This window comes from Microbulbifer sp. YPW1 (assembly GCF_013367775.1).
GTDB lineage: Bacteria > Pseudomonadota > Gammaproteobacteria > Pseudomonadales > Cellvibrionaceae > Microbulbifer.
The window spans coordinates 348,095-363,153 of the sequence record NZ_CP055157.1 but is presented as its reverse complement, the minus strand read 5'-3'; the positions used below and the strand labels follow the sequence as shown (position 1 = coordinate 363,153).

At 60.1% G+C, this 15,059-nt stretch carries 9 protein-coding genes; 8 read left to right on the top strand and 1 reads right to left on the bottom strand.

Annotation, left to right across the window (positions count from 1 at the left end; genetic code table 11):
* Positions 1-202 precede the first annotated feature (202 nt).
* Positions 203-1,960: a diguanylate cyclase domain-containing protein gene (locus tag HUW35_RS01655; protein WP_181253978.1), complete on the top strand. Its 1,758-nt coding sequence runs from the start codon at positions 203-205 to the stop codon at positions 1,958-1,960.
* 268 nt (positions 1,961-2,228) lie between these two features.
* Complete coding sequence (locus HUW35_RS01650; protein ID WP_181253977.1) at positions 2,229-2,477, top strand: hypothetical protein; 249 nt, start codon at positions 2,229-2,231, stop codon at positions 2,475-2,477.
* A gap of 13 nt (positions 2,478-2,490) precedes the next feature.
* Here the strand turns inward: HUW35_RS01650 and argS are convergent, their stop codons facing one another.
* A complete protein-coding gene (gene argS / locus HUW35_RS01645) occupies positions 2,491-4,227 on the bottom strand; it encodes an arginine--tRNA ligase (RefSeq protein ID WP_181253976.1) in 1,737 nt (578 codons plus the stop codon).
* Positions 4,228-4,374: 147 nt separating this feature from the next.
* On the opposite strand from argS, the gene sbcB reads away from it, so the two are divergent.
* The 6 genes from sbcB to aceF all read left to right on the top strand — a co-directional run bounded on the left by sbcB (position 4,375) and on the right by aceF (position 15,014).
* On the top strand, positions 4,375-5,826 hold the full coding sequence (gene sbcB / locus HUW35_RS01640; RefSeq protein ID WP_181253975.1) for an exodeoxyribonuclease I: 1,452 nt from the start codon (positions 4,375-4,377) through the stop codon (positions 5,824-5,826).
* A 99-nt stretch (positions 5,827-5,925) separates the two neighbouring features.
* A complete protein-coding gene (locus HUW35_RS01635) occupies positions 5,926-6,942 on the top strand; it encodes an aspartate carbamoyltransferase (RefSeq protein WP_181253974.1) in 1,017 nt (338 codons plus the stop codon).
* Between the two features lie 132 nt (positions 6,943-7,074).
* The gene (locus HUW35_RS01630; protein ID WP_181253973.1) at positions 7,075-9,462 is read left to right on the top strand and encodes a marine proteobacterial sortase target protein; all 2,388 of its coding nucleotides are present in this window, start codon (positions 7,075-7,077) and stop codon (positions 9,460-9,462) included.
* Positions 9,459-10,061, top strand: a complete 603-nt coding sequence (locus tag HUW35_RS01625; RefSeq protein WP_255463416.1) for a class GN sortase — start codon at positions 9,459-9,461, stop codon at positions 10,059-10,061. The genes HUW35_RS01630 and HUW35_RS01625 overlap by 4 nt, the downstream gene beginning before the upstream one ends.
* Before the next feature lie 576 nt (positions 10,062-10,637).
* Positions 10,638-13,307, top strand: coding sequence for a pyruvate dehydrogenase (acetyl-transferring), homodimeric type (gene aceE / locus HUW35_RS01620; RefSeq protein ID WP_181253972.1), 2,670 nt, complete (start codon positions 10,638-10,640; stop codon positions 13,305-13,307).
* A gap of 27 nt (positions 13,308-13,334) precedes the next feature.
* The gene (gene aceF / locus HUW35_RS01615) at positions 13,335-15,014 is read left to right on the top strand and encodes a dihydrolipoyllysine-residue acetyltransferase (protein ID WP_181253971.1); all 1,680 of its coding nucleotides are present in this window, start codon (positions 13,335-13,337) and stop codon (positions 15,012-15,014) included.
* Positions 15,015-15,059: the final 45 nt, after the last annotated feature.

The following is a 15,059-nucleotide window of genomic DNA, read 5'->3' as shown; positions in this document are numbered from 1 at the left end:
AATTTGTGACATATATCCTGTTCTGAGCTAGTTGGCGTTATTTTATTCTGTGCGGCGCCAGTTCCAACGTCGAATTCGATGATTTGCGCCATACTTGCTGGACATAAAAATGTAGTCGATGTCGAGTGCGGTAGACCTCGTACCGCGCGCCTAGTGGAGAATGGCGTCAGGACATCCACTCCCAGGGAATCGGGGCTTCTACGTGTTGCATTTGGCCAACCTCAACACTCTACGCTTCAAAGCCAGTCTTTTCTCGCTGCTGCTGGTGGTGGCGATGTGCCTGTTTTTTATTCTGCTCGGTAACGGCAGCCTGCAGTCCCTGCTGGCCAAAAGCCGCGAGCACCGTCATCTCAATTTTCAGTTCCAGGTTTCCGGTTTGTTAGAGGAGTCGCGGCAGGAGCTGTCGCGACTGGCAGAGCTGATTGCCCTGAGCCCGCGCGGACGGATTTCTTCACGGGATGAATTGCGCAAGACGATGAGCCGGCAGTGGGAACTGCTGCAGCACAGCTGGGATCTGCACTCGCTCAAGGTATATGACGGGGGCAGCGAACCGGTATTGAGCTGGGGTTCCCCGCACAATGCACTGACCCCGGACCAGGTGAAACAGGTGCTCCTGCGCGGACAGCCGCTGGATCTGGTGCACTGCGAGCACACCTGCGTACAGAGCCTGTCGCTGCCCATGCGAGCCCGCGGTGGCGATTATGTTCTGCAGGTGGATCGCCCGCTGACAAACCAGTTGCGCCGTTTTCGTGAAATGACCGGTTCGGATATTGCCATCCTGTCCGCGGAGCGGGAGGAGGTGCCTGCGGAGGCCGGCAGCAAGTATCTCGCATCCTGGCGGCGCGAGGTCCTGTCGCTAACGTCGCAGGAGCGGGTTTTACCGCTGCTTACCGGGGTTGCGGGTGAGGTGCCTGCTGTGTCCGAGCTGCATCGATTGCGGGTTTTCGAGCTGGATGATCGGGAGTTCGATATTCGCACCATGCGGGTGGATGTGGATGAGCAGGGTGCCCAGTTTGTATTTATCGAGGATGTCTCGGAACAGGTAGAGCACATCGACCAGTCGGTGAAGCTGCTGTTCCTGTTCTCGGTACTGGGTGCACTGATCTTCAGTGCCGCGGTGGCAGGTACCCTGTGGCGCCCGATCGTGCGCCTGCGGCGACTGGCCCAGGCGCTGCCGTTGCTGACCAATGGCCGTTTCGATGAGGCGCGGCGACTGATCCGCCCGGTGTTCAAATCCATAGATAAATTCGACGAGCTGGACGTACTGGATAACACCGGGCTGACGATGTGCGACCAGCTGGAAGACATGAATGACATGGTGACCCGCAAAACCGCGCAGCTAGAGCAGATTGCCATGCACGACAGTCTGACCGGGCTGGACAACCGCTACAGCCTGCTTGAGCAACTGGAGTTTCACCTGCAGCTGAGCGAGCACCAGCCGGAACCGGTTCCGGAGCGGGGCTATGTGTTCTTTATCGACCTGGATGATTTCAAGCTGGTGAATGACACCCTGGGCCATCAAGGCGGTGATGAACTCCTGTGTGTGATTGCGCGGCGGCTATTGAGTGTGATGCGCTGCGGGGACATTGTCGCGCGTCTCGGCGGCGACGAGTTCTGTGTGCTGGTGCGGGGCCTGAAGGAGCCTGAAGCCTACCGGGTTCTCGCCGAGAAGTTGCTCAATACCGTGGCGCAGCCGGTAAAAATCGAGGATAGCGAAGTAACCGTTACCATGAGTGTGGGAGTGGTGGCAGTGGATGAAAAAGGGGAGACCCTGGAGGCCATTCTGCAGAAGGCGGACATCGCCATGTACCACGCCAAACGTCACGGCAAAAACAAATACCAGCTGTACACCCCGGATCTGCGTGCGGAGGCCGATGAAGTGCGGGTATCCCCCAACCACTCGCTGCCCGGTAAAGGGCCGGTAACACCGCTGGAGCTGGTGACGACCAAACCGCGCTGAATTCCCCGTCTCAATTGCTACGTTACCGTGTCGCCACTGCGCGTTTTCTGTCCGCAGGTCTGTCCGGTTTTTCCGGGAAAAATTTCTTTCACAACCGGCGGAGCCGTCGCATTTGATCTATGTTTATAAGGGTCCTGCGCGTAAATTCTGCACCGGTGTACCCCCTAGTTACAGAACTTGCGATAGGAAAATGAAGTGATTGCCGCATCGGCAGTATTCGGGCAGTCCGGGCCACAAGCCCGGTGAAGAAAGGTTAGTCAGTCGCAAAATGGCGAGTAAAATTTACACCACCAACGATCAACTTCTCGGTAGTTATCTGCGAAATCTACTGGAGTCCGCCGGTTATTCCGTGTTGACCCAGAAGACCCGGGTGGAGCCGGCACCTCCTGCAGGGCAGGGTGGCCCCGGCGGACCGGGCAACCTGGACTGGTCTTCAGAACTCTGGCTGATCCACGATGCGGATCTCGCCAGTGCCCAGCAGGTTTTACAGCAGGCACTCTCCGGCGAGAGCGCCTGAACACTTACCGCGTTTACATCTGCTCCAGGACTTCGATACCCAGCAGGTCCAGACCTGTGGCCAGGGTGCGCGCAACCAGATCGCACAGCTGCAGTCGGCTCAGCTTCTCTTCTTCGCTTACCCCCTCTTTCAGTACCGGGCAGGCTTCATAGAAGCCCATGTAGGCACTCGCCAGTTCGTACAGGTAAGTACACAGCACGTGCGGGAAGGTGTCTTTGGCCACCTGGTCCAGTACTTCACCAAACTGATTCAGCTTGATCGCCAGCGCACGCTCAGCGTCGGTACCGAGGATAATGTCGCCTTTCAGATCAGACGGGTCCACACCGGCGCGACGGAAAATGCTGCGCACGCGGGTGTAGGCATATTGCAGGTAGGGCGCGGTGTTGCCCTCAAATGCCAGCATTGAGTCCCAGTTGAACACGTAATCGTTGGTGCGGGTTTTGCTGAGATCCGCGTACTTTACGGCGCCGATACCCACTACGCGTCCAATCAGGTCCCGCTCTTCCTGGCTCAGGTCCGGATTCTTTTGTGCAACCAGTGCGGTGGCGCGCTCCACCGCTTCGTCCAGCAGTGCGGCCAGTTTTACGGTGCCGCCGGTACGGGTTTTGAACGGCTTGCCATCCTCGCCCATCATGGTGCCGAAGGCGCAGTGCTCCAGGGATACCGTTTCCGGCAGGAAACCGGCCTTGCGCGCGGTGGTGAATGCCTGCTTCAGGTGCAGGGACTGACGCGCGTCCACCACAATCACGATGCGGTCGGCTTTCAGTTGGTTGGCGCGGTAGCGGATACCGGCCAGGTCGGTGGTGGCGTACAGGTACCCGCCGCCCTGCTTGCGGATGATCATCGGGCTGGGATTGCCTTCCTTGTCGGCCATCTCTTCGAGGAAGACAACAACCGCGCCCTGATCCTCGACGGCGATACCGCGGTCGAGTAGCTCCTTCACCAGCACCGGCAGGTCGTCGTTGTAGCGGCTCTCGCCGTAGACGTCGCTGCGCTTCAGGGTGACGTTCAGCTTTTCGTAGATCTCTTCACTGTGGCTGATCGAGATATCGATAAAGCGCTGCCACAGTTTCAGGCATTCGGGGTCGCCGCCCTGCAGCTTCACCACGTATTCCCGTGCGCGGTCGGCAAAGCCTTCCTCTTCATCGAAGCGGATCTTGGCTTCGCGGTAGAATTTTTCCAGGTCCGCCAGTGCGACTTCCGCATCTTCTTTCTGAATCTGGTCCGACAGGTGCGCCAGCAGCATGCCGAACTGGGTGCCCCAGTCGCCCATGTGGTTCTGGCGAATAACCTTGTGTCCCTGGAATTCCAGCAGCCGCGCCAGGGCGTCGCCGATGATGGTGGAGCGCAGGTGGCCCACGTGCATCTCCTTGGCCAGGTTGGGCGCTGAGTAGTCCAGCACCACGGTCTGGGGTTCGGCGATGGTGGCGATATTCAGGCGATCGTCGGCACGAGCGGCGGCCAGGGTTTTACCCATCCAGTCCTCGCTCAGGTGGATGTTGATAAAGCCGGGGCCGGCAATCTCTACTTTCTCGATCATGGGCTGGTCGCCCAGGTTATCCACAATCTTCGCCGCCAGCTCGCGGGGATTGGTGCCCACTTTCTTGGCCGCAGCCATGGCGCCGTTGGCCTGGTAGTCACCAAAGCCCGCCTTCTTGGCCGGGGCCACCGCCGGGCTGCAGTCCGCGGGAATGCCCGCGGCGGTCATGGCGGTCTGGAAAATGTCGTTGAGCTGCTGGCGAATATTCATAAAGGAATGCTGATCCGAATTGGGATTCTTGGACAATATAGAGGAAGGCGGGATTTTAATGTGCCCCCTTAGCATTGCAAGCTGCACGGGGAGTGACGCGATTCTGGGTTAACATGGTGCCTTTTGCGGCAATTATCGGGGGGAGAGATGTCCGGCACCACACTTTACTGGCATGACTATGAAACCTGGGGCGTGGACCCGGGCGCAGACAAGCCCTCCCAGTTTGCCGGTATCCGCACCGATGAAGACCTCAATATCGTCGGTGAGCCACTGATGATCTATGCCAAGCCCACCAGTGATTGCCTTCCCCAGCCGATGGCGGCGCTGGTGACCGGGTTGGCGCCGCAGAAGGCGTTTGCCGAGGGGTTGCCGGAGATTGAGTTTATCCGTCGCATCCTCGACGAGCTGGGTGCCCCCGGCACCTGTGGTGTGGGATACAACAGCCTGCGTTTTGATGACGAGGTCACCCGCCACACCCTGTACCGCAACCTGCTGGATCCCTACGAGCGTGAATGGCGCTCCGGCAATAGCCGTTGGGACATCATCGACATGGTGCGCCTGACCTACGCCCTGCGCCCCGAGGGCATCGAGTGGCCCGAGCGGGAGGTGACCGGTGCGGACGGGACCGTGACGAAGGTGCCATCCTTCCGCCTCGAGGAGCTGACCGCGGCCAATGGCATCAGCCACGAGGGCGCCCACGATGCGCTGTCCGATGTGCACGCCACCATAGATATGGCGCGCCTGATCCGCGAAAAGCAGCCCAAGCTCTACGACTATGTCTACAACCTGCGCCGCAAACAGGCGGTGGCCAAGATACTCAACCCGCGTGAGCGCAAGCCCCTGCTGCATATCTCTGGCAAGGTACCTGCCAGCCACGGACACCTGACCTATGTGCTGCCCCTGGCAATGCATCCGGTCAACCGCAATGCCGTGATCTGCGCGAATCTCGCCATGGACCCTCAGCCGATACTAGACCTGGACGCGGAGGCGCTGCGCGAGCGTCTCTACACTGCCCGCGACAAACTGGCGGAAGGGGCGTTGCCGGTTGGGCTGAAACTGATCCATATGAACCGCTGCCCGGTGCTCGCCCCGGCCAACATGCTCTCCGACCAGCGCGCCGCTGAGCTGGGTATCGACAAGGCGGCCTGCGAATCCCACTGGGCAACCCTGCGGGATCTGGACCTGACCGAGAAGTTGCACGGGGTTTTCCTCGATGGCGATTTCCCCGCCCGGGATGTGGAAGCGCGCCTCTACGACGGCTTCATGAATGACGCCGACCGCGACCTGTGCCGCCAGCTGCACAGTGCGCTGGCGAGCCGCGGCCCGCAGGCCCTCGCGTCAGAGATCCCGTTTTCCGATTCCCGATTGCCGGAGCTACTCTTTCGCCTGAGGGCGCGCAACTTTCCCGAAACGCTGAGTGAAGAGGAGGGCGAGCGCTGGGAAGAGTGGCGCTATCAGCGCCTGACCGACCCGGCATTCGGTGCCAGCATCACCATGGAGTCCTATTTCGAGGAGATCGCGCGGCTGCGGGAGGAGTACCCGGATCGCACGGCACTACTGGATCAGTTGGAAGCCTGGGCTGACGCTCTGCTGGGATAATACTGCAGGCAAAGACTCTCTGTTCCGCGGGCAGTCTCCCGCGTAGAATACGCGCCCGGTAAAGCAGCCGGCGATCCCGGCGCAAACAGTGGAGAAACAATGGACTTTATCGGTGCCAACATCCTTTCCGTCAGCCAATTCGAACGGGGAGACATTGACCGCATTTTCGCCGTGGCAGACACCATGGTCCCCTATGCCCGCCGGGAAAAAGTCACCCGGGTTCTTGAGGGTGCGATCCTCGGTAATATGTTTTTCGAGCCCAGCACCCGTACCCGGGTGAGCTTCGGCTGCGCGTTCAACCTGCTTGGCGGCACAGTGCGCGAGACGGTGGGTGTTTCTGCCAGCTCGCTGGCGAAGGGCGAGTCCCTGTACGATACCGCGCGGGTTCTGTCCGGGTATTCCGATGTGATCTGCATGCGCCACCCGCAGTCCGGATCCGTCGCAGAATTTGCCGCGGCCAGCCGGGTGCCGATCGTGAATGGCGGCGACGGTGCCAATGAGCATCCGACCCAGGCGCTGCTCGACCTGTATACCATCCGCAAAGAGTTGGAAGGCAAGGGCGGCTCCCTGGATAACTTCCGCATCGCCATGATCGGCGACCTCAAGCATGGTCGTACCGTGCATTCCCTGTGCAAACTGCTGTGTCTGTTTAAAAACGTCCAGCTGGTACTGGTATCGCCGGCGGAGCTGGCAATGCCTGATGCGGTGGTGGAGAAGCTGCGCGAGGCCGGGCATCAGGTGACCGTTACGGATCAGCTTGAGCCGTCGATCAAACATGTGGATATCGTCTATTCCACCCGTATCCAGGAAGAGCGTTTTGAATCCCAGGCCGACGCCGACCGCTACCGCGGCCGCTTCCGCCTGAACCGGGATATCTTTACCCGCCACGCGGAACCCAACACGGTGATCATGCATCCGCTGCCGCGGGATTCCCGTGCCGAGGCCAACGAGCTGGATTCGGATTTGAACGAGCACCCCAGCCTGGCTATTTTCCGCCAGACCGACAATGGCCTGCTGGTGCGTATGGCACTGTTCGCGATGTTGCTGGGGGTGGACGACAAGGTCGACCAATACGCGCGGCCGATTACCTGGCAGACTCGCCGCAACCAGATCTAATGATTGTTGTGTCTGAATCGGGCGCTGCCACAATTCGCCATATTTGATCTCTGCAGGGCCGGAATTCGGCCCGCCCCCCGCCAACTTGCTCCCGTTTAATTGCCTCCAGAAACCAATTGTCTGGAGGCAATCGTGAATCGTCCCTTTTTTCATCCGCCCCGTATTCAGCGTGAGCTGGTAATTCTTCCCCAAGATGAGTACTACCGCCGCCGCTATCGCAAAAGTCGCGGAGGCAGCTGGCTGTTGTTGCTGGTGACGGCAATCGCTGTGCTTGTTGCCGCCCTCGGCGTACGCGCGCAAGCCGCGGAATCCACTGTTGAAACCTTTGAACGTGTCGGCATGGATGAATCGGGCAGCGGCGATCTGCTGTTCAAAAGCGGCGAGCCCGGACGTTATATCCCCGCTATTCACCTGGGCACCGAAGTGGATATCCGTGTGCGCGGGCTGGTTGCCGAGGTAACGCTGGAGCAGCAGTTCCGCAATACCAGCAACGACTGGCAGGAAGCCGTTTATGTGTTGCCTTTGCCAGAAAATGCGGCGGTTAACGGTATGGAAATCGTGATCGGCGAGCGGCGTATTGTGGGCAAGGTGCGCGAGCGGGAACAGGCGCGCAAGGTATACAAGGCGGCGCGGGAGGCGGGGAAACGTGCGGCGCTGCTGGAGCAGCAGCGCCCGAACCTGTTTACCAGCCGCATGGCCAATATTGCACCGGGCGAAGAAATATTGGTGCAGGTGCGCTATTTGCAGACTTTGCGTTTTGATAGCGGCCAGTTCAGCCTGCGCCTGCCGAGTACCCTGACCCCGCGCTATGTCCCGGGCAGCCCGGCTGCCTCCACACAGACAGTTGCGCTGAACGCGCACGGCTGGTCGCTGCCGTCGGACCAGGTGCCCGATGCCGATCAGATCACGCCGGTGATGATGCCGGTGAATGAGCTGGCGGACCGGGATGGCAGTCACCAGATGAAAATATCCGTGGACCTGGGCATGGGACTGCCACTGGCGGATATTTATAGCCCGTATCACGAGGTGAGCTTCCGCCGTGAAGACAACCACCGCTATCGGGTGAGCCTTAAGCAGGGTGCTGTGGCTATGGATCGTGACTTTGTACTTGCCTGGCGGCCGCAAACCTCGGCGATGCCATCCGCGGCCCTGTTTGCGGAACAGTCGGCGATGGCCTCCGAGTCCTCGGCACAATATATGCAGCTGCTACTGCTGCCTCCCCAGGGCAATCATGCCGCGCGCAAATTGCCGCGGGAAGTGGTGTATGTGGTGGATACATCCGGCTCCATGGGCGGCAACTCCATTCGCCAGGCAAAGGAAAGCTTGTTGCTGGCGCTGTCGCGCCTCACCGCTGTGGATCGTTTCAACATAATTGAATTCAACAGCAATCACCGCAGTTTCTTTCCGCGCCCGATGGCGGCCACGCCGGACAATATCTCCCGCGCCCGCGGTTGGGTGGAGTCGCTGCAGGCCAACGGTGGTACCGAAATGGCGCCGGCACTTAAAGAAGCGCTGTCGCAACAGCTGGATCACCAGGCCGGCGAGCTGGTGCGCCAGGTGGTGTTTATTACCGATGGCTCGGTAGGCAACGAGCGCGCACTGTTCGAGATTATCCGCCAGCGCCTTGGGGAAACCCGACTGTTTACCGTGGGCATCGGTTCCGCGCCCAACAGCTTTTTCATGACCAAGGCAGCGCAGTACGGCCGCGGCAGTTTTGTGCAGATTGGTGATCTCGCAGAAGTGCAGTCAAAAATGGGGGCGCTGTTCCAGAAGCTGGAGAGCCCGCTGGTGACCGACCTGCAGGTCCAGTGGCCCCAGGGGGTGAAAGTGGAGTCGTATCCCAAGCGTTTGCCCGACCTGTACCGTGGGGAACCAGTCCGCTTGCTGGCACGGGTGGATGGCGATGCACTGGGTAAACCCCAGAGCGGCGAGCTTGTAATCAGCGGTCGACTGGCGGGCAAGCGATTTACCCGCAGCCTGTCTCTCGCCCAGCTCACCGTGGAAGCCTCGGCAAAAGGCATCGGCAGTTTGTGGGCGCGGGAAAAAATTGCCGCACTGCGGGACAAGCAGCGCGAGCGCGGCCCGATCAATGATCCGGAGGCGATCGATCCGCTGCGGGAAAATATTCTTGAGCTGGCCCTGGCGTATCAGTTGCTCAGCCCATACACCAGCTTTGTCGCGGTGGAAGAAACCCCGGCGCGGCCGCAGTCGGAACCCCTGAAATCGAGTCCGGTACCGAATGCCGTTGCCAAGGGGCAGGTGATGCAGTCGTTTACCTATCCCTCCACGGCCACCGGCGTATACGGACAGTTAATGTTCGCCGCGATCCTTCTGGCGCTGGGTGGACTGCTGCGGGCAATCGGGCGCGCACCGGCGACACTCAAGGGCCTTCTGCTAAAACCGCGCCTGTTGCGCAAGTGGATGGCGGGAGTTGAGCGGACTGTGCGCCGCTGGCTGCGCCGTGTGGTGCCCGATTTGCGCCGTCGGCGTTCGCGGCACCAGCCGGGAATGCCGTTGTGATCCGGGCGGTAAAACTCGCCCCCTGGTTTTCGGCATTGCTGATCACCGCAGGGCTCTGGCAGCTGGGCGGCGGCGCCTGGCTGCTGCTGAAGGCAGAACTGGCGCAGTACCTGATCAGCGATGCCTGGCAGCGCCAGATTGCCAGCGGAGAGTCGCACAAGCCGTGGCCCTGGGCGGACACCGTGCCGGTGGCACAGTTGAAGCTGGCAGGAGAAAAACCGCTGGCGGTATTGCAGGGCACCAGTGGCCAGGCGTTGGCGTTTGGTCCCGGCCTGATGACCGGTTCCGGTGAGCCGGGCAATCTGGCCGAGCCGCGCACCACGGTGATCGCCGCCCATCGCGATACGCACTTCAGCAGCCTGGGGGAATTACAGCCCGGCGCCGACGTACACCTGCAGGACAGGGGCGGGCGCTGGCATGTCTACCGGGTACGGGGCGCCAAGGTCGTAAACAGCGAAACCGAGCGCCTGCCGGTTACCGACGCGCCGGGATTGCTGTTGGTGACCTGCTATCCCTTCGATGCGGTCACCGCCGGTGGGCCGCTGCGCTATCTTGTGTACGCGGACTATGTTGGGGCGAATGAACTGGTGGAATTGTAGTCACAGGTCCTAATCGTGCCTGGTACTGACGTCTTGTGAAGGGCCTTCCCCGGTCCCGGTACAGGCGAGAAGCGTGACCAGAATCGGTTTTTTGGACTCGATTATGTAATAAGAATTCCTGCTTTGGCCGATATTTGTTTCGGTAATTGCGCCGAATGGCAAATATTTGTTTTACAATTTGGTTTTAATTGTTACTAATCGTCCTGTCTGGAAAAACGTTTGTAGTAATACTACAATCGCCCCCGCTTGAGCACTTGCCGCCTGTTATTTGAGGGCAATCCTGTGCGCCGCAAGGCGCCCGCCTTACATTTAGCAGGTCGAGAATTCAACGCCGAATTCAAAGTCGAGCCGGTTTCAAAACCGGCGGTATTCAGGTCGCACAGTTCCTCTCCTTTCACTCACAGTGCCAACACGCTGGGCAGTGAACGCTGCTTTTCCGCCAATAGGGGTGGTGAAATGGCGAACGGGGTGTCAATTCCGGGCGTCATTTCCCGGGGATGAGTTACTGTTGCGCAGCTAAAAATTCTGACCATAAAAAAACCGACTCGACGTCGTATATTCGCCGAGGAGCATTTGATGCACGAAGAAACCGACATTCAGGAAACGCAGGAATGGCTGGATGCGCTGCAGGCGGTCATCCGCCACAGCGGTAAGGAACGCGCAGCGTTTCTGATCAAGCAGCTGTCTGACCGCGCCACCAACACTGGCGTTCAGTTGCCGGCGGCCATTACCACCCCGTACCGCAATACCATTCCGCCGGAAGCGGAAAAGCGTATGCCCGGGGACCTGTTTATGGAGCGTCGTATCCGCTCCCTGATCCGCTGGAACGCGCTGGCCATGGTGGTTCGCGCCAACTCCAACAGCGACAGCCTGGGTGGCCACATCGCCAGCTTCTCGTCCGCAGCGACCCTGTACGACGTAGCGTTTAACTACTTCTTCCGCGGTAACGAAGGGGAAGAGCGCGGCGACCTGATCTTCTTCCAGGGCCACAGCGCACCGGGTATCTACGCCCGTTCCTACCTGGAAGGCCGCTTTGACGAAGAGCAGCTGGACAACTTCCGCCGCGAAGTGAACGGCAATGGCCTCTCCTCTTACCCGCACCCGTGGCTGATGCCGGAATACTGGCAGTTCCCCACCGTGTCCATGGGCCTCGGCCCGATCCAGGCGATCTACCAGGCGCACATCATGCGCTACCTGTCTGCTCGTGGCCTGTCCCCGCGCGGCGATCGCAAGGTGTGGGCATTCCTGGGTGACGGTGAGTGTGATGAGCCGGAATCCCTCGGCGCCATCGCCCTGGCAGGCCGCGAGAAATTGGAAAACCTGGTATTCGTGGTCAACTGTAACCTGCAGCGCCTGGACGGCCCGGTGCGCGGTAACGGCAAGATCGTGCAGGAGCTGGAAGGCGTATTCCGCGGTGCCGGCTGGAACGTGATCAAGGTTCTGTGGGGCCGCCTGTGGGATCCGCTGTTCGAGAAAGACGAAAAAGGCCTGCTGCAGAAAGTCATGGACGAGACCGTCGATGGCGAGATGCAGAACTTCAAGGCCAATGGTGGCGCTTACACCCGCGAGCATTTCTTCGGCAAATACCCGGAGCTCGAGGAGATGGTCAAGGACTTCTCCGACGACGAGATCATGAAGCTGAACCGCGGCGGCCACGACCCGTACAAGGTCTACGCAGCCTATGCAGAAGCCATGGCGAGCAAGGGCAAGCCCACCGTGATCCTGGCGCAGACCGTGAAAGGCTACGGCCTGGGTGCCGCCGGTGAAGCGGCGATGGATACTCACAACGTCAAGAAGATGGACACCGAAGCGCTGAAGCGTTTCCGCGACCGCTTCGCGATTCCGATTACCGATAAGGAAATCGAAGACGTTCCTTATTACCGGCCGTCTCCCGACAGCCCGGAAATGAAGTACATGGCCGAACGCCGCAAGGCGCTGGGTGGCCCGGTACCGTCCCGCAGCACCGAAGTCGCGAAGCTGGAAATTCCCGAGCTGGATGCCTTCAACGCACTGACCAAGGGCTCCGGTGACCGCGAAATTTCCACCACCATGGCGTTCGTACGCGCGCTGTCCGTGTTGGTGAAAGACAAAAAAATGGGCCAGAACGTGGCGCCCATCGTACCGGACGAAGCCCGTACCTTCGGTATGGAAGGCCTGTTCCGTCAGCTGGGTATCTACTCTTCTCAAGGGCAGAAATACACCCCGGTCGACCACGGCCAGATCATGTATTACAAGGAAGACAAGAAAGGCCAGGTGCTGGAAGAGGGCATCAACGAAGCCGGCGCCATGTCCGCGTGGATGGCCCTGGCGACTGCCTACAGCAACCACGGCGTGCCGATGGTGCCTTTCTATATCTACTACTCCATGTTCGGCTTCCAGCGTATCGGCGATCTCGCCTGGGCGGCGGGCGACATGCAGGCGCGCGGCTTCCTGATCGGTGCCACCGCTGGCCGTACCACCCTGAACGGCGAAGGTCTGCAGCACCAGGATGGCCACAGCCACGTGCTGTCTGCCACCATCCCGAACTGTAAGAGCTACGACCCGGCTTACGGTTACGACCTGGCGGTGATCATGCGCCACGGTCTGAAGGAGATGTACGAAGAGCAGAAGAACCTGTTCTACTACGTCACCATCGAGAACGAAAACTACCTGCAGCCGGAAATGCCGCAAGGTGTCGAGGAAGGCATCATCCGCGGTATCTACAAGCTGGAAAACAATTGTCGCAAGCCGGCAAAAGGCAAGGCAGCGAAGAAGCACGTACAGCTGGTGGGTGCCGGCTCCATCCTGCGCGAAGTTCTCGCAGCGGCGGATATCCTCGCCGACCAGTTTGGTGTGACTTCCGACGTGTGGAACCTGACTTCTGCTACTGAAGCGGCCCGTGAAGGTCAGGACGTGGCGCGCTGGAACATGCTGCACCCGACCGAAGCACCGCGCAAAGCGTGGATCAGCGAGCAGTTCGAAGGCAACGAGACCCCGGTTGTGATTTCCACCGATTACATTCGCGCCTACGTCGAGCCGCTGCGTGAGTTTATCGATGGCGATGTGATCGCACTGGGCACCGACGGCTTCGGTCGCTCCGACAGTCGCGAGCAGCTGCGCCGTTTCTTCGAGGTTAACCGCAACTACGTCACCATCGCGGCACTGAAAGGCCTGGCCGATCAGGGCGTGATCGAAGCGAGTGAAGTGGCGGATGCCATCAAGAAGCTCAATATCGACCCGGAAAAAGTCAATCCGCGTCTGGTTTAAGGCCCGCTGATTAAGGAAGGTAGAGACATGGCAAAACAAGTCATTAAAGTGCCTGATCTCGGCGGCGCCGATCAGGTAGATGTTATTGAAATCGCCGTTGCCGTGGGTGACACGGTGGCGGAAGAGGATGCGCTGATTGTTGTGGAGGGCGACAAAGCCTCCATGGACGTTCCCGCACCAGTTGCCGGCAAGATCCTGAGCATCTCCGTCAAGGAAGGTGACAAGGTCTCCGAAGGCGACGTCATCGGTGAAATGGAAACCGAGGCTGCAGGCGACAGTGCAGACGAGGCTGCTGAAGAGGCGGCCTCGGCTCCGGCGGAAGAATCCGCGCCGGCACCTGCCGCTGAAGAGGCGCCAACTCCGGCGCCCGCTGCTGCAGGTGAAGAGAAGGAAGAGGAAATCAAGGTCCCGGACCTCGGCGGTGCCGATGCGGTGGACGTGATTGAAATTTCCGTCTCCGCTGGCGACAGCGTGGAAGAGGGCGATGCACTGATCGTTGTGGAGGGCGACAAGGCCTCCATGGATGTACCGTCTTCCGCTTCCGGTACCATTGTTTCCATCTCCGTAAAGGAAGGCGACAAGGTATCCACCGGCGACGTGATCGGGGTGATCAAAACCCTGTCTGGCGGAGAGAGCGGCGGTGGCGAGAGCGGCGGCGCTGCACCGGCACCAGCTGCTGCAGCACCCGCGCCTGCTCCGGCGGCAGCACCTGCTGCAGCTGCATCCGCAAGCCAGGAACCGCCGGCGGCACCGCAGAAAGATCCGCACGTGGAGCGCGATCACACCCCGTCCGCAGAAGTTTACGCCGGCCCCGCCGTGCGCAAGCTGGCCCGTGAGCTGGGCGTGACCCTGAACAAGGTCAAGCCGACCGGTCCGCGCGGTCGTGTGACCAAAGACGACCTGCATGCCTATATCAAGGAGCAGGTGAAGAAGGCCGAGAGCGGCGCTGTAAGTGGCGTTGGTGGCAACATCGGCATTGCGCCGATGCCGGAAATCGACTTCAGCCAGTTCGGCCCGGTGACTACCGAGCCGATGAGCAAGATCCACAAGCTCACCGCGGCCAATATGTCGCGCAACTGGCTGAATGTGCCGCACGTTACCCAGTTCGACGACGCGGACATCACCGAGCTGGAAGATTTCCGCAAGGCGATGAAGGCAGAAGCCGAGAAGCGTGGTGTGAAGCTCACTCCGGTACCCTTCCTGCTGAAAGCCGCTGCTGCGGCCCTGCGCGAAGTGCCGAGCTTCAACGTTTCCCTGCACAACGACGGCGAGCACATCGTCAAGAAGGACTACGTACACATCGGTATGGCGGTAGATACCCCCAAAGGCCTGATGGTTCCAGTCATTCGCGATGTGGACAAGAAAGGCCTGTACGAGCTGGCAGAGGAAGCGACCGCCATGGCGATCGCTGCCCGCGACGGCAAGCTGAAACCCCGCGATATGCAGGGTGCCTGCTTCACCATTTCCAGTCTCGGCGCTATCGGTGGCACCGGCTTTACCCCGATCGTGAATGCCCCGGAAGTGGGTATCCTCGGAGTCTCCAAGCTGGCGATTCGTCCGGAATGGAACGGTAAGGAATTTGTACCGCGCAAGATGCTGCCGCTGGCACTGTCTTACGATCATCGCGCCGTTAACGGCGGTGATGCGGGTCGTTTCCTGACCTACCTGGCAGATGTGCTGGCCGACGTGCGTCGACTGCTGCTGTAATCTGCGGATTCTCAGCTGATTCAAAAAAGCGCCGGTGGGTTTTCC